Consider the following 14,485-nt stretch of genomic DNA (forward strand, 5'->3'; position numbering starts at 1 on the left):
TCTTGAGAGAACCGGGGAGATGGGGGCGAGTTCCTGGAGCCGGTGACGGGCGCCGAGGGCGCACAGGTGCGCATGGCGGTGGTGGCGCTCGCGGGGCAGACGATCGAGTTGCTGGAGTACCGGGGGGCGCGCGCGCGACCCGCAGCGCCGCCGGCGCCGTTCGATCCGGGCTTCGCGCATCTCGCCCTGATCGTCAACGATCTCGACGCCGTCCTATCACGCATCGCGGGCTACGGGTGGAAGGCCCAATGCACGCCGCAATCGATCGCGGCCGGGCCGCGGGCGTGAACCCGTGTAGTCCACGCCCGGGGTCCGGACGGGGCGACCATCGAGTTCATGCACCCGGCCGCAGGCTGATTTCGTTATCGATCCGGCGCCGTCAGCCCGCAGGCCAGAGCGGCCGAGCGCTCCGGTCCGGCACGGGCGGAACTGTCCCGGATCGTGAACGGCCTCGTCAAGGATTACTCGGTCTTGCGCCTGATGCGACTGCTGACCGCGCTCGGGCAATATCCATTTCGGCTGGGCGGAGACATCGTCCGGCCAGGGCTATGTCCTCGCGGGCGCCTATCAAGCTTTGAAGAAATCCGTCGCATTCGCTTCTTGAGGTCGAGGCTTCCCCGGCGGGAAAACGATGTGGCTTGAGCGATGTGTCGTCTCGAACCCGCGCTCGCGCTTGCCGACCGAGGACACCTTCGATTGATCGCCCCGGGCGCCGCGGCCCGCTCAGGCCGCCGTGACCGAGATCTCCTCCAGCTGGGTCGTGTAGCGCGGCGATCGCATCTCGAACTTGGTCGACCATGCCCGCGCCGGGGCAAACCCGGCTGCGGTCGGCACCACCGCCCCGCGCCCGAAGCACCGTTTGCATGCGTCGAGCGCCGCCATCAGCGCGGCACCCAGCTCGCGGTCGAGTTGGTCGAGGCCTGGCATGGCCCGCTGGGAGGCGTGGAGGGGCAGCAGATCCATCGTGACTACGCCGGCCTTCGAATAGCGAAAGCCGTCGCGCCAGGTTCTCCAGACGCTGTGCAGGGCAGTCTTCACCAGCAGCAGGGTGTCGTTCGACGATTCCGGCAGGGTCACCACCTTCGAGACCGACCGCTGCGGCTGGGGCCGGTCGTGCTCGGAGGTATGGGAGACCGTCACGTGGTCGATCCCGAGCCCCTCACGGCGGAGCTTCTACCCGAGCCGGGTCGTGTGGGCGGCCACCGCCTGCTCCATCGTCGCGCGATCCTCGACCCGGTCGGAGAAGCTCCGGGTCATGGCGCAGCCCTTCCGGGTCGCGGCGACCTCTTCCAGGTCGAGGCAGGCCACGCCGCGCAGCTCCCGCACCAGGCGCTCGCCGACCACCGTCATGGCCTTGCGCACGAGGCAGGTGTCGAGGTCGCGCACGTCAGCGGCGCTCTCGCAGCCGAGCGCCCCGAGCTTGCGGACGTTTGCCGGTCCGACGCTTCAGATGTTCTCCGGCGGGTTCCGGGCGATCCAGTGGTCGGAGGCGGGTCGGTCCGGTCGTGGCCCGAACGGCTCTGTCCACACGTGGAGCGAGAATACGGGTATCAGCACCCGCCATGTCTGCTTCGGGGATGCCGTCTGATCCCAGCGAACGACTGGCTTGGGCGCCAAGCCGAACGTCCGGTTCTGCGTGCGATGACGGTCCGGTGTGACGTAGTTTGGCCGTAAGCGGCTCGTCCGCTTTGAGGCTTGAGAAGTGGGAGAGCAGACGTTCGGTGCGGTTCAGGAGAAGGCGTCAAAGCGACCCCACTCGGACTTTAGGCGTGTCCTTGATGTACCCGAGCTTCTGACCCCTTGCAGACCTTCAAGCCTGCGAGCCCAGAACTCCGCTTGGTAGGAAGAAGCGGACCTATGAGCGGCGGCCACGACATCAGCAGCTACGGGCACATTAGCGACCGACGGGTAGCAGGCATGTCAGTGCGGTTCACTACATGGTGGAAGGCTATGGGTCCGGCTCTCGACGCGCACCGGCCTCGCAACCGACCTCCACCGTTGCACCTTCCGCTGCGCGCGCCAGTCGAGTTCGATAATTCCATCGAGGGACACGACCGGCGCGCGGAACGCGCGATTAATCAGCGAGTACGTTCCCGCTGAACATGCCACCGCGGAAGACCGGTGCGCCCTGATCGGTCACGAAGAGGACGAGGTCGGCGTCGGAGCCGGCCAGCACCCTCCCGCCGTCCCCCTTGAGGTACGCCGTATCACCCGCCCGCAGCGTCAAGCCGCCGACCTCGACGTCGCCGCCGAAGACGTGGAGCAGGCGAACCGCATCGGGCGCCGGAAGCGGCGGCAGGGACAACGCTGCCCCGGCCGCAACATGCGCGTCGGAGACCCATGCCTGGGCTCGGACCTCCAGCGGCGCGCCCTCGGGCCCCGCGATGAGGCGCCACTTGCCGTGGCTCAACACCTCCCCGAAGTCGTGGAACTGGACCTTGGGTCCGAGGTCGGCCGCCCGCGGCCGCAGGAAGATCTGCAGTGCCTCGACCGGGCCGTGGTCCAGCATGCGCTCCTCGTGCTGGAAGGTGTGGCCGGCGTTCATCATCATGAGCCGCGTCGCCGTGATCTCCTCCGCGTTGCCGACCGTGTCCCGGTGAAGCATCCGCCCGGCCCGGACGTAGGTCAGGATCTCGTCGTCGCGGTGCGGGTGCATCCCGATGACGTGCCCGGGCGCCACGGTGGCGCGGTCGATCCGCCCGATGGCTCCCAGGCCGCTGTCCGAGCCTCCGAGGCTCAGCCCAGGGTGGATGATCTCGACGGCGAAGCCGCGGGCCGGATCGCCCTTCCGGTCGCCGCGCTTGAGCTTGGTCGCGTTCATGGTCGTCTTCGCCTCTCGGTAGGCCGCCTTCGCCGAGGAACGTAGCGTCGTCGTGTGAGGGACGGTATCGTCCAATCCGGGCAAGCTCCGTCCCGGGAAGCGGAACGCAATGGACGTGGACGACCTGAGGACCTTCGTGGAAGTCGCCGACGCGGGAGGGGTCTCGGCCGCCTCACGCCGCCTCAACTTGGCGAAGTCGATTGTCAGCCGGCGGCTTCTGCGGCTGGAGGCCGAGCTCGGAACACAACTCCTCGCCCGTACCACCCGGGGCGCGGCCCTGACCGAGGCGGGCACGACGTTCCGGGAACATGCGGCACGGATCTGCACGGAGGTAGACGCCGCGCTGGAGGCGGTTGCGGTTGGCGGCGAGCTCCGCGGCCTCCTGCGGGTTGCCGTACCCTCCACGTTCGGCCCGACGCACTTCGCGCCGGCCATCGCGGAGCTGACCCGTCGCCATCCCCAACTGCAGATCAACTGCCGCTACAGCGACCGCTACGTGGATCTCGTCACGGAAGGCTTCGATTGCGGCATCCGGGTCGGGTACCTGCCGGATTCGAACTTGGTCGCGCGCCGCATCGGGTCCTTCTCCGTGCGGCTGTTCGCGAGCCCGGACTATGTCGCCACGCACGGCGCCCCCGAGACGCCCGAGGACGTGCCCCGCCATCCCGCCGTGATGATCGCGACGGAAACCTGGACGTTCAGCGCCGGGGGCAAGCCGTACCCGGTCCGCCCGACGGGTCGCTTCAAGGCCGACAGCGCCATCGCCATCGCGGAGGCCACAGCCGCGGGTGCGGGTATCGCCGCCCTGCCCGATGTCATCGCGGAACCCTACGTCGCGGCCGGGACCCTGATACCGGTCATGCCGCGCTATGCGCTTCCCTCCATCGGGATGTTCGTCGTGCGCCCACCGGGGCAGCACTCCTCGCGCAAGGTTCAGGCGCTCACCGACCTGCTGATCGAGCGGTTCGGCCGGTAAGGCCCCCTTGCAGCGACAGGTGCCGCCCTGGCAAGCGTTCCGGCGGCGTTCCGGTTTCAGGGACGCAGAGTGCCGGAAGTGGCGGCTAGTGGCCCTTCTCATGGAACGGCATCTTCATCGTGCCGGGTGGCTCCGAAGCGGGACCATCCCCACCGAAGGAGAGCACCATGTCCTACGAGAGATTGACCGCAGAGAACGCCGCCGTCCTGTTCGTCGACCACCAGACCGGTCTCGCCAACGGCGTGCAGACCCAGACGCCCGCGGACTTCCTGAACAACGTGAAGGCGCTCGTCACCATCGCCCAGATCTATAAGCTGCCGGCCATCGTCACCACCAGCGCGGCCGACGGCCCGAACGGGCCGGTCTTGCCGGTCGTCGCCCAGGGCCTGCCCGACGCGACCGTCGTGCACCGGCCGGGCGAGATCAACGCCTTCGATAACGCCGACTTCGCCGCCGCCGTGAAGGCGACGGGCCGGAAGAAGCTCCTGATCGCCGGCATCTCGACGGAGGTTTGCGTGGCCTTCGCCGCACTCGCGGCCCGCGAGGCGGGCTACGACGTCTACGCGGTGCTGGATGCATCGGGCACCTGGAGCAAGCTCGTCGAGGAAGCGGCCGTCGCCCGCATGGTGCAGGCAGGCGTCGTGCCGATCACCTGGGTCGCGGTCGGCGCCGAGCTTCTCGGCCATTGGCAATCGGCCACCGGCGAGGCGCACGCCAGGCTGATGGGCGACCACCTGCCCTTCGCCGGCAACATCTACGCGAGCTTCCTGGCCGCCAAAGGTCAGGCGTGACCCGTTTCGAGGGACCCGGCCGTGCATCCCGCACCGGCCGGGCCCGTCAGAATGGATTGTTCCGCTCGCGACAACAATGAACTGCGGAGGTCGAGCATTCTCCCGACCCCCTGATCGCGTCACCTTGCCAATGTGGTTCGGGCTTCACCCGGACAGAAAGCAGGGAACGCGGTCATGAAGCTCTACCACCACCCCCTCTCGGGCCACGCGCATCGGGCGCGGCTGTTCCTCTCGTTGCTCGGCGTGCCGCACGAGGCGATCGAGGTCGACCTCAAGGCAGGCGCCCACAAGCGGCCCGAGTTCCTTGCCCTCAATCCGTTCGGCCAGGTGCCGGTCCTCGACGACGACGGAACCGTCGTCTCCGACTCGAACGCCATCCTCGTCTACGTGGCGCGCAAGCTGGGGCGGACCGATTGGCTGCCGGAGGATGCCGAGGGTGAGGCCGCCGTGCAGCGTTGGCTGTCGGTGGCGGCCGGCGAACTGGCCTACGGCCCGGCCGCCGCGCGCCTCGTCACCGTTTTCGGTGCCAATTTCCGGCCCGAGGAGGTGATCGGCCGGGCGCACACGCTGCTCGGTCGCCTGGAGGCCCATCTCACCGGGCGTGATTGGCTGGTCGGCGAGCGCCCCACCATCGCGGACGTCGCGCTCTACAGCTACCTGGCGCGCGCGCCGGAAGGCAACGTCGACCTGTCCGGCTACCCTACCGTCAACGCGTACCTTCGCCGGATCGAGGCCCTGCCGGGCTTCGTCCCGTTCGTCCAGACGCCGGCAGGCCTCACCGCCGCCGCGTGACCTCGCGGGTACGGGCGCACCTCTTGGTGCGCCCGACCGGAATGGATGGGAGAGCACCATGAGCGATGGTACGACGATGACGAAGCTCTCGACCTGGCACCCGGGCGAGACGGCCATCCAGCAGCAGGTTGGCGTCGCCGAGCGCATGGAGGACGTGGGTCGCCGCGTGGTGCGGGACTTCATGCCCGACCAGCACCGCGCCTTCTACGAGCAGATCCCCTTCATCGTGGCCGGCACCGTCGACCCGCAGGGCGACGCCTGGGCGACCCTGATCGCGGGGGCTCCCGGCTTCATCGGCTCCCCCAGCCCGACGGCCCTGGAAATCGCGGCCCGCCCCGACCCGAGCGACCCGGCGAGCGCGGGCCTGCGCGACGGCGACGCGCTCGGCCTCCTCGGGATCGAGCTTCACACCCGCCGACGCAACCGCGTGAACGGCCTCATCCGCGCTGCGGCGGACGGCATCCTGCACGTCGCCGTTGACCAGAGCTTCGGCAACTGCCCGCAGTACATCCAGCTGCGCGATCTCACCTTCGTCCACGACCCGCAGCTGCCCTTCTCGGGCTCCGTCGAAGAGAGCGCCGTGCTCGACGCCGATGCGCGCGCCATGATCGAGGCCGCCGACACCTTCTTCGTCGCCTCCTACGCCGAGCGCGACGACCGACGCCAGGTCGACGTCTCCCACCGGGGCGGCAAGGCCGGCTTCGTCCGAGTCGCAGCCGACGGCACGCTCACGGTCCCCGACTTCGCCGGCAACCTGTTCTTCGCGACGCTCGGCAACATCCTCCTGAACGGCAAGGCCGGCCTGGTCTTCGCAGACTTCGAGACGGGCGACCTCCTGCAGATGACCGGCGACGCCGAGGTCATCCTGTCCTCGCCCGAGATCGCGGCCTTCCAGGGTGCCGAGCGGCTCTGGACCTTCCAGCCGCGCCGCGTCGTGCGGCGGCGGGGCGCGCTGCCCCTGCGCTGGACCTTCCGGAAGGACGGCTGGTCGCCGAACTCCCTGATGACCGGCGACTGGCGCGAGGCCGGCGACCGGCTCCGTGCCGCCGACCTCGCGACGCGCTGGCGCCCGCTCACGGTCACCAAGATCGTGGACGAGAGCCGCACGATCCGCTCCTTCCACCTATTGCCGGCCGACGGTGCCGGGCTGATCCCGCACCAGGCCGGGCAGCACCTACCCATCCGCCTGACCCTTCCCGGCGCGGACAAACCGATCATCCGCACCTACACCCTCTCGGTTGCGCCCTCGGACGCGATGTACCGCATCAGCGTCAAGCGCGACGGGATGGTGTCGCGCCACCTGCACGACACGCTTCGGGTCGGCGACGTGGTCGAGGCGCGGGCACCGGCCGGCGGCTTCGTCATCGATGCCCACGCCAGGCGGCCGGCCGTGCTGCTCGCCGGCGGCATCTGCATCACACCGCTCCTCGCGATGCTGCGCCACGTCGTCTACGAGGGCCTGCGCACCCGGGGCATCCGGCCGACAACCCTGGTCCAGGCGGCCCGCTCCAAGGACGAGCGTCCCTTCGACCGGGAGGTGGCGGAGCTTGCGGACGCGGCCCATGGCGCGGTCCGAGTGGTGCGGGTGCTGAGCGCGCCCGGGGATGCCGTGGAGGGCGTCGACTACGACGTCGCTGGCAGGATCGACATGGCGCTGCTCGCCCGCGTGCTGCCGTTCGGCGATTACGACTTCTACCTCTGCGGTCCGGCGGCCTTCACGCAGGCGCTCTACGACGGGCTGCGGGGCCTGAACGTCTCCGACGACCGTATCCACGCCGAGACCTTCGGTCCCTCGTCCCTGGTCCGGAGCATGCCGGCGGATGCCGGGGCGGCCGCGCTGCCGCCGGCGTCGACGGAGCCGGTTCCGGTCGCCTTCCTGAACTCGTCGAAGGAGGCGCGCTGGACGCCGGACGCCGGAACGCTGCTCGAACTCGCCGAGGCCCGCGGCCTCAGCCCGGAATTCAGCTGCCGTACCGGGACCTGCGGCACCTGTCGGACGAAGCTCCTGAAAGGTGCGGTCACCTACGCGAAGGCGCCCACCGCGCCTCACGCGGCCGATGAGGTGCTGATCTGCTCGGCCACCCCGGCCGCGGGTACTGACCCCGTGCACCTCGCCCTCTGACCGGCGGCGATGGCCGAGGGTCACGTCCCGCCGGCCTGCCGACCGACCTCCCAACACGCGTCCACCCCGAAACCCCGAGGAGAAGCCGATGTCCCGTCCCCCGCTGCCGCCGTTCACCGAGGAGAGCGCCGTCGAAAAGGTCCGCCTCGCCGAGGACGGCTGGAACAGCCGCGATCCGGCCAAGGTCGCCCTGGCCTACACGACCGACACCCGCTGGCGGAACAGGGCAGAGTTCGTCACGAACCGGGAGGAGGCCCAGGCCTTCCTCACCCGCAAGTGGAACCGCGAACTCGACTACCGCCTGATCAAGGAGCTCTGGGCCTTCACCGGCAACCGCATCGCGGTGCGTTACGCCTACGAGTACCGCGACGACAGCGGCCAGTGGTTCCGGGCCTACGGCAACGAGAACTGGGAGTTCGCCGAGGACGGGCTGATGCGGGCCCGCCACGCCAGCATCAACGAACACCCGATCAGCGAGGCCGAGCGCCGGTTCCGCTGGCCGCTGGGGCGCCGGCCCGACGATCATCCGGGTCTCAACCACTTCGGCTTCTGAACCGACCTTCGAAGCGTGGGAATGCGGCCATGTCTTCCTTCACCCTGGACGGGCGCGTGCGCCTGTCCGTCACGCTCGCCCTGGCCGACGACGGCCGCGACCCGCCCGTTTCTCCAGGGCGGGAAGCGGAGGCCCGCGGGCTCGGGCTGTGCGGCGCCGAGGTCGACGCCGCGCGTCGCGGCCGGAGCTTCGACGCGCGCACGTCGCGGGCGCTGGTCCTGGCCCTGGCGGCGGCCTCCCGGGACGGCGAGTGCCTTCACGAGGCGCGTGCGCGGGCGGTGTGGTCAGGCATCCCCGCCGAGGTCTGCCGCGAGATCGAGAGCCTCGCCGTAGAGCTCGCTGGCGCCGGAGCGGCGCCGGACCCCGAACCCACTGTCGCCCGCGAAGGCTAGACGGCCAGGCCCGGCATGCCGTTCACCATGGCGCGACGGCTTGGCGGCGCTCCTGCTCGAACAGCTGTATTCGTCAAGGCCAGGATGGCCGGGCCGCTGGGGACGGGGGAGCAGGGACATGGACCGCTGGCAGGCCATGCGGATCTTCGCGAAGGTCGCGGAGACGGCGAGCTTCGCGGAGACCGCGCGCCTGATGCACATGAGCCCGCCGGCCGTGACGCGGGCCGTCGCCGCGTTGGAAGAGACCATCGGCGCCCGGCTGTTCGTGCGCACTACCCGTTCTGTGAAGCTGACCGAGGCGGGGGGGCGCTACTACGAGGATTGCCGGCGCATCCTGGCCGACATCGTCGAGGCCGAGGCCGCCGCCGCCGGTTCCTACGCGACGCCGTCCGGCACGCTCGCGGTGACGGCATCTGACCTGTTCGGCCACATGCACGTGCTGCCCATCGTGACCAATTACCTCGACGCCTACCCGACCATGGCGGCACGGACGCTGTTCGTCGACCGGCAGGTGAACATCGTCGAGGAAGGCATCGACGTCGCCGTGCGCATCGGCCACCTCTCGGATTCCGGCTTCACGGCCGCGCGGGTCGGGTCGGTGCGCCGCGTCGTCTGCGGCTCGCCGGCTTACTTCGAGCGGCACGGCGTCCCGCAGACACCGCAGGACCTGAGGGACCACCGCGTCGCCATGTCCACGGGCGCCTGGGCCTCGACGGAGTGGCGGTTCGCGCAGGATCAGCGCGTGACGGTCCATCCCGCCTTGATGAGCAACACGAACGAGGCCGGCATCGCCGCGGCGCTCGCGGGCTGGGGCCTGACCCGGGTGCTGCACTACCAGATCGGCTCCGCCTTGCTGGAAGGCCGCCTGCAGGTCGTGCTCGCCGACTACGAGGAGGAGCCGCTGCCCATCCATGTGGTCTACCCCGAGGGGCGGCAGGCGCCGGCCAAGGTAAGGACCTTCGTCGACCTGGCCGTAGCGCGGCTGCGGGCCAACCGCCTGCTCAACTGAGCGGGCGCAAGGTCGATGCGAGGCGTCGGTCGGGGTCAGTTCGACCTAGCCGAGGTTAAAGGCACCAAGCGGTCCTATCTATTCCGCAGGCGACAACAATGCCTTCCACACGATGCCGATTAACGCCTGCAAGCTGAAGACCGATGATGTCTCCATGAGGCGGCGAGCTCCTCGACGCCCCCACGAAAGGAGACACCGATGAAACACGTTCTGCTTGCCCTGATGCTCACGACGGCCGGCATCGTCCTTCCCCCTCATGCCAAGGCGGAGCAGGCCCCGGTCGCCGCCCAGACACCGGCGACGGTCCACTACCGTTCCGCGACGGTCGACGGCGTGAAGGTCTTCTATCGCGAGGCCGGCCCGGCCGACGGCCCGGTCGTGCTGCTCCTGCACGGCTTCCCGACCTCCTCGCACATGTTCCGCAACCTGATCCCGACGCTCGCGGACCGCTACCGCGTCATCGCGCCCGACTACCCCGGCTTCGGCCAGAGCGACGCGCCTGACCACACCCAGTTCGCCTACACCTTCGGCCACTACGCCGACCTGGTGGACGGCCTGCTCGGCCAACTCGGCGCCACCTCCTACGCGATGTACGTGATGGATTACGGCGCGCCGGTCGGCTACCGCCTCGCCCTCAAGCACCCCGACCGGGTGACCGGCCTGATCGTCCAGAACGGCAACGCCTACGACGAGGGGTTGCGCGAGTTCTGGGATCCGATCAAGGCGTACTGGGCCGACGGCTCGGCCAAGAGCCGCGAGGCGCTGTCGGGTCTCGTGACCCTCCCCACGACGATCTTCCAGTACACGGACGGCGTGCGGGACGTCTCCAGGATCAGCCCGGACAACTGGGTCCACGACCAAGCCCTGCTCGACCGGCCCGGCAACAAGGATGTCCAGCTCGACCTGTTCTACGACTACCGGACGAACGTGCCGCTCTACCCGCAATTCAAGGCATTCTTCCGCGAGCGCAAGCCGCCGACGCTGATCGTCTGGGGCAAGAACGACAAGATCTTCCCCGAGGAAGGGGCGCACCCCTACCTGAGGGACCTGCCGGACGCGGAGCTGCACATCCTCGACACTGGCCACTTCGCGCTGGAGGACAAGCTGGACGAGATGGCGCCCCTCATCCGCGGCTTCCTCGACAAGCAGGTGGCGAAGCGCTGACCCTTTCGACGGGCCTGGCTGGCAGGCGCGACGCGGACCGCGCCCCTTACATGGGGGTGCGGTCCTTGGCATTCCCGCCGCGTTTCGGTGACCGTGAGAGCGGGGCATCTGCGGGGGAGACCTGGCGTCAAGGTTGGAAGTCGGTCGAGAGGCTGAGCTCGCGCCACGCACGCAACTCGGCCAGCCGCGCCTCGTCGCCGGCCTCGGCCCGCGCGTAGGCGTCGCTACCCAGCACCAGACGCAGCGGTGGGGCCTTCGCCGAGACCACGGTCATCATCGCCCGGGCGGCGCGCTCTGGGTCGCCGGGCTGTTTGCCGTCGTAGGCCCGCTGCATGGCGGCGACCTGGCCGACGGTCTCGGCGTAAGCCGGACTGCCTTCCGCGATGCGCGTCGACGATCCCGCGAAGTCCGTCCGGAAGCCGCCGGGCTCCACGATGGTGACGTGCACGCCGAAGGGCTTCATCTCGATGGCGAGAACCTCGGAGAACCCCTCCACGCCGAACTTCGCGGCCGAGTACGGGCCGCGACCGGTCGCGCCGGTTCGCCCCCCGATGGAGGAGACCTGCAGAAAGTGGCCACGGCGCTGCGTCCGAAAGAGGGGAATGGCCGCCTTGGTCACGTTGACGACCCCGAACAGGTTCGTCTCGACCTGCGCCCGGAACGAGGCGAGGTCGGTGTCCTCGATGGGCGCGACGTCGCCGTACCCGGCGTTGTTGACGACGACGTCGACGCGTCCGAACCGCTCTACGGCAGCCTCGACTACCCGACGCGCCGCCTCCTCGTCGGTGACGTCGAGGGGCAACGCGAGCACGCGCTCGCCGCCGGCCTCGACGAGGTCCACGAGCGCGGCAGGGTCGCGCGCCGTCGCGCAGAGCCGCTCGCCCGCCGCGACGACGGCCTGGGCCAAGGCCCGGCCGAGGCCACGTGACGAGCCCGTGACGAACCAGGTCCTATCCATCTTCACCACCGCTTCTTCATGTTTCGAAGACGCCGAGATCGGTGGCTGAGCGGCTGCCCTCAAGCATCGCGTCGCGAACCTCTCCATTGCCGAGAGAGGAATAAAGATCGGGGCCGTCGTCCATTATCATCCTTGTCGAGAAGCGGTGGGCGCAGCGCCCGCCCGACAACATCCCGACCTCACAGGAGAACGGTCATGACCACGGTCTCTATCGTCGCCAGCCCACGCCTCCACCTCGCGCAGCGCATTAGGGAAGTCGCCGCGAACACGCCGGCCGCCTACTTCGGCATCGTCCTGGGGCTATCCGGCCTGGGCGGGGCCTGGCGCGCGGCCGCGCTCGCCTGGCACCTGCCCACGGTCGTCGGGGAGGCGGTCTACGTACTCGCCGGCGCAGTCTGGGCCGTGCTCGTCGTCCTCTATGCCCTCAAGGCCCTCCTCGCCCCGGACAAGCTGGCGGTCGAGGCGGCCCATGCGGTCCAGTGCTGCTTCATCGGCCTCGCCGGCGTGGCGACCATGCTCGTCGCGAGCGGGCTCATCCCTTACTCGGCCGGAGCCGCAACCGTCCTGTTCGGCCTCGGCTTCCTGTTCACGCTCGGCTTCGCGGTCTGGCGGACGGGCGGCCTCTGGCAAGGCGGCCGGGACCACGGCACCACCACCGCGGTGCTGTACCTGCCGACCGTGGCCGGAAGCTTCGTCTCGGCGACCGGGGCGTCGGCCCTGGGCTACCAGGATTGGGGTCAGCTCGCCTTCGGCGCCGGCCTGTTCTCCTGGCTTGCGATGGAATCGGTTCTGCTCCACCGACTGCTGACCGGGCCTGAGAAGCCCGTCGCGTTGCGCCCGACCCTGGGCATCCAGCTGGCGCCCGCGCCGGTGGGGGCGGTGGCCTACCTCTCGGTCGGGGGCGGAGCGCCGGACCTCTTCGCGCATGCCCTGATCGGCTATGGTCTGCTCCAGGTTCTGGTTCTGGCCCGGCTCTCGCCGTGGATCGCGAAGGCCGGCGCTGTCCCCGGGCTCTGGGCCTTCAGCTTCGGCGCGACTGCCATGGCAATGGCCCCGGTTCGCCTGGTAGACCATGGCGATGCCGGAGCGGTCGCCGTCCTCGCCCCGGTGCTTTTCCTGGCAGCGAACGGCCTCGTCGTCGGCCTTACCATCCTGACCGTGGCTTTACTGCTCCAGGGCAAGATGTTTGCTGCACCGACGGCAGCCAGCCAAGCACGGACGTGACCGCGCCCCCGGTCATCCCGCCAAGTAACCCGACGACTGCTTTCGAAGGGTTGTTGAGTGCCTTGCTGTTGGACCAGCCACCGATCACGGTGGAGCGTTCTTGTTCGTGTTGCTTCGGCAGCGGTTCGTTGCCGAGGACGTTATGGTGGTCGGAGCAACCATTCCATCTCAACAACAGCTGTTGGCCTCCAAGCGGCTATTCCAATGTCTTCGGTCGGAGGTCAGCTGATGGCGCAACTGAGACCTAGAAGCTGAGCTCCTACAGCGTCCGCTTTGGAGAATCCGCCAGACTCGGCTGAGCGGCTGAAATGGGCGCGAAGCCGACCGTCTGGTGTTGCGGATCGCGGTGATCCGGCGCGGCATAGTCTGGCCAAAACCCGCCGGTCTATTCATAGGCCCGCATATTGAAAGAACAGACGTAAAGCGCCAGCGAGGGCCAACCCATCATCTTATGGGCTGGCAAGCCAGGGCGAACAGAGCTGGGGCTGAACGGGTCCAAGCCTCAGATCATACGGAGCTTTGGACAGTGCTCGCATACGAACGTGGTGCGAAGCGGTCGAGCGCATGCAGGCTGAGGTCAAAGCCCGGCCTTCCGCCCGTGGCGAGGTCGGCAAGAACTTCGCCCACGACGCTGCAAAACTTGTAACCGTGGCCTGAGCAGGGTGAGGCGACGACGACCTGCGGCAGGTCCGGCAGCGTGTCGATCACGAAGTGCTCGTCCGGCGTATTGGTGAAGAAGCAGGCCCGCATCGCCATGGTCGGACCGTTCGCTTGGGGGAAGTAGCGGCTGACGCAGGGGCGCAGCACTGCCTCGTCCTCGGCTCCGCACTCCCGCGACAAGGTATCGGCACCGCCCGTCTCGCCGAGATGGTGCCAACGGCCAATCTTGAAGCCCGGCACGTGCCAGACCGGGAAGCCGTAAAACTTGCCCTCTTCGACCTCCATGTTGAACACCGGGAAGCGGTCCGGCGCGAACAGGGCCGGCTCCCGTGGCTGGAACCACCCGAGCACCTGCCGCTCGGGCACAGCGACGGCTTTCAGCTGCGGCACGAATTTGCCCATCCACGAACCCGCCGAGAGGATCAGGTGCCCCGCCTCGTAGGTGCCTCGCTCCGTCCGGACGCGCACGCCCGAGGCTGTCGGCTCCCAGCTCAGCGCCGGCTCCCGCGCCCGGATCTCGGCGCCGGCCGCCTGCGCCTGCGTGACGTGCGCGACGATCGCGCGCTCGGCCGAGACGAAGCCGCCGTCCGGCTGGAGAACGGCCCGGTGCGTGTCGGGCAGGTTGTAGCCCGGCGCCACGCGCCGCAGCTCGGCGCCGTCGAGCAGACGGTGCGGGAGGTCGTGCATCCGGCAGGCCGCGAGCGAGCCCTCGACCATGGCGCTGCCCTCCGGCCCCGCATCGATCGACCCGGTGATGAAGAGGAGTTGCTCGCCGAAGCGTCCCTCCAGTTCCCGCCAGTTCTCGTAGGCGCGGCGCAGCAGCGGCACGTAGGAGGGGTCCTCGAAGTAGGCGAGGCGGATGATCCTGTTGAAGCCATGCGAGGACCCCATGGCGTGCGGGATGTCGAAGCGCTCGAGGCCCAGAACCCGGACGCCCCGGCGGGCCAGATGCCAGCAGGCGGCCGATCCCATGCCGCCGACGCCGAGCACGATGACGTCGTAGGTGTTCGCTGACATCGTGAG

General features: G+C 69.2%; 13 protein-coding genes and 1 pseudogene. 10 read left to right on the forward strand and 4 right to left on the reverse strand.

Going from position 1 to position 14,485, the window contains the following annotated elements:
* The first annotated feature begins 42 nt into the window (after positions 1-42).
* On the forward strand, positions 43-288 hold the full coding sequence (locus J3A75_RS36635) for a VOC family protein (RefSeq protein WP_312892722.1): 246 nt from the start codon (positions 43-45) through the stop codon (positions 286-288).
* A gap of 435 nt (positions 289-723) precedes the next feature.
* On the opposite strand, the pseudogene J3A75_RS22210 reads toward J3A75_RS36635, so the two are convergent.
* Positions 724-1,485: pseudogene (locus J3A75_RS22210) on the reverse strand (DUF4113 domain-containing protein); the annotation flags it as partial.
* Positions 1,486-2,074: 589 nt separating this feature from the next.
* Positions 2,075-2,821 carry a pirin family protein gene (locus J3A75_RS22215; RefSeq protein ID WP_029357889.1) on the reverse strand — a complete coding sequence of 249 codons (747 nt, stop codon included), beginning with the start codon at positions 2,819-2,821 and terminating at the stop codon, positions 2,075-2,077.
* A 109-nt stretch (positions 2,822-2,930) separates the two neighbouring features.
* On the opposite strand from J3A75_RS22215, the gene J3A75_RS22220 reads away from it, so the two are divergent.
* From J3A75_RS22220 to J3A75_RS22255, 8 genes are all read left to right on the forward strand, one after another.
* Entirely contained in the window at positions 2,931-3,797 is an 867-nt protein-coding gene (locus J3A75_RS22220; protein ID WP_029357887.1) for a LysR family transcriptional regulator, read from the forward strand.
* 167 nt (positions 3,798-3,964) lie between these two features.
* The gene (locus J3A75_RS22225; protein ID WP_012321606.1) at positions 3,965-4,588 is read left to right on the forward strand and encodes an isochorismatase family protein; all 624 of its coding nucleotides are present in this window, start codon (positions 3,965-3,967) and stop codon (positions 4,586-4,588) included.
* A 174-nt stretch (positions 4,589-4,762) separates the two neighbouring features.
* Entirely contained in the window at positions 4,763-5,380 is a 618-nt protein-coding gene (locus J3A75_RS22230; protein ID WP_063110925.1) for a glutathione S-transferase family protein, read from the forward strand.
* Positions 5,381-5,438: 58 nt separating this feature from the next.
* Positions 5,439-7,502, forward strand: coding sequence for a pyridoxamine 5'-phosphate oxidase family protein (locus J3A75_RS22235; protein ID WP_070999869.1), 2,064 nt, complete (start codon positions 5,439-5,441; stop codon positions 7,500-7,502).
* A gap of 88 nt (positions 7,503-7,590) precedes the next feature.
* Entirely contained in the window at positions 7,591-8,055 is a 465-nt protein-coding gene (locus J3A75_RS22240) for a DUF1348 family protein (RefSeq protein ID WP_029357881.1), read from the forward strand.
* Positions 8,056-8,084: 29 nt separating this feature from the next.
* Positions 8,085-8,447 (forward strand): hypothetical protein, encoded by a 363-nt coding sequence (locus J3A75_RS22245; protein ID WP_051252211.1) that lies wholly within the window; start codon positions 8,085-8,087, stop codon positions 8,445-8,447.
* 118 nt (positions 8,448-8,565) lie between these two features.
* Positions 8,566-9,456, forward strand: coding sequence for a LysR family transcriptional regulator (locus J3A75_RS22250; protein ID WP_209650769.1), 891 nt, complete (start codon positions 8,566-8,568; stop codon positions 9,454-9,456).
* Positions 9,457-9,654: 198 nt separating this feature from the next.
* Entirely contained in the window at positions 9,655-10,620 is a 966-nt protein-coding gene (locus tag J3A75_RS22255; RefSeq protein WP_070999870.1) for an alpha/beta fold hydrolase, read from the forward strand.
* A gap of 127 nt (positions 10,621-10,747) precedes the next feature.
* Here J3A75_RS22255 and J3A75_RS22260 read toward each other — a convergent pair whose 3' ends face one another.
* Positions 10,748-11,578, reverse strand: a complete 831-nt coding sequence (locus tag J3A75_RS22260) for an oxidoreductase (protein WP_029357874.1) — start codon at positions 11,576-11,578, stop codon at positions 10,748-10,750.
* Between the two features lie 195 nt (positions 11,579-11,773).
* On the opposite strand from J3A75_RS22260, the gene tehA reads away from it, so the two are divergent.
* Positions 11,774-12,802, forward strand: a complete 1,029-nt coding sequence (gene tehA, locus J3A75_RS22265; protein ID WP_029357873.1) for a dicarboxylate transporter/tellurite-resistance protein TehA — start codon at positions 11,774-11,776, stop codon at positions 12,800-12,802.
* 507 nt (positions 12,803-13,309) lie between these two features.
* On the opposite strand, the gene solA is transcribed toward tehA, so the two are convergent.
* Positions 13,310-14,479, reverse strand: coding sequence for an N-methyl-L-tryptophan oxidase (solA, locus tag J3A75_RS22270; protein WP_063110378.1), 1,170 nt, complete (start codon positions 14,477-14,479; stop codon positions 13,310-13,312).
* Between the last annotated feature and the right edge of the window lie 6 nt (positions 14,480-14,485).

The organism is Methylobacterium sp. PvP105, from assembly GCF_017876975.1.
Lineage (GTDB): Bacteria > Pseudomonadota > Alphaproteobacteria > Rhizobiales > Beijerinckiaceae > Methylobacterium > Methylobacterium radiotolerans.

Bases quoted from the DNA above. Each gene is read 5' to 3' on its own strand.
- J3A75_RS22215 (WP_029357889.1), bottom strand. From the start codon at position 2,821: ATGAACGCGACCAAGCTCAAGCGCGGCGACCGGAAGGGCGATCCGGCC.
- J3A75_RS22220 (WP_029357887.1), top strand. From the start codon at position 2,931: ATGGACGTGGACGACCTGAGGACCTTCGTGGAAGTCGCCGACGCGGGA.
- J3A75_RS22225 (WP_012321606.1), top strand. From the start codon at position 3,965: ATGTCCTACGAGAGATTGACCGCAGAGAACGCCGCCGTCCTGTTCGTC.
- J3A75_RS22230 (WP_063110925.1), top strand. From the start codon at position 4,763: ATGAAGCTCTACCACCACCCCCTCTCGGGCCACGCGCATCGGGCGCGG.
- J3A75_RS22235 (WP_070999869.1), top strand. From the start codon at position 5,439: ATGAGCGATGGTACGACGATGACGAAGCTCTCGACCTGGCACCCGGGC.
- J3A75_RS22240 (WP_029357881.1), top strand. From the start codon at position 7,591: ATGTCCCGTCCCCCGCTGCCGCCGTTCACCGAGGAGAGCGCCGTCGAA.
- J3A75_RS22245 (WP_051252211.1), top strand. From the start codon at position 8,085: ATGTCTTCCTTCACCCTGGACGGGCGCGTGCGCCTGTCCGTCACGCTC.
- J3A75_RS22250 (WP_209650769.1), top strand. From the start codon at position 8,566: ATGGACCGCTGGCAGGCCATGCGGATCTTCGCGAAGGTCGCGGAGACG.
- J3A75_RS22255 (WP_070999870.1), top strand. From the start codon at position 9,655: ATGAAACACGTTCTGCTTGCCCTGATGCTCACGACGGCCGGCATCGTC.
- J3A75_RS22260 (WP_029357874.1), bottom strand. From the start codon at position 11,578: ATGGATAGGACCTGGTTCGTCACGGGCTCGTCACGTGGCCTCGGCCGG.
- tehA (WP_029357873.1), top strand. From the start codon at position 11,774: ATGACCACGGTCTCTATCGTCGCCAGCCCACGCCTCCACCTCGCGCAG.
- solA (WP_063110378.1), bottom strand. From the start codon at position 14,479: ATGTCAGCGAACACCTACGACGTCATCGTGCTCGGCGTCGGCGGCATG.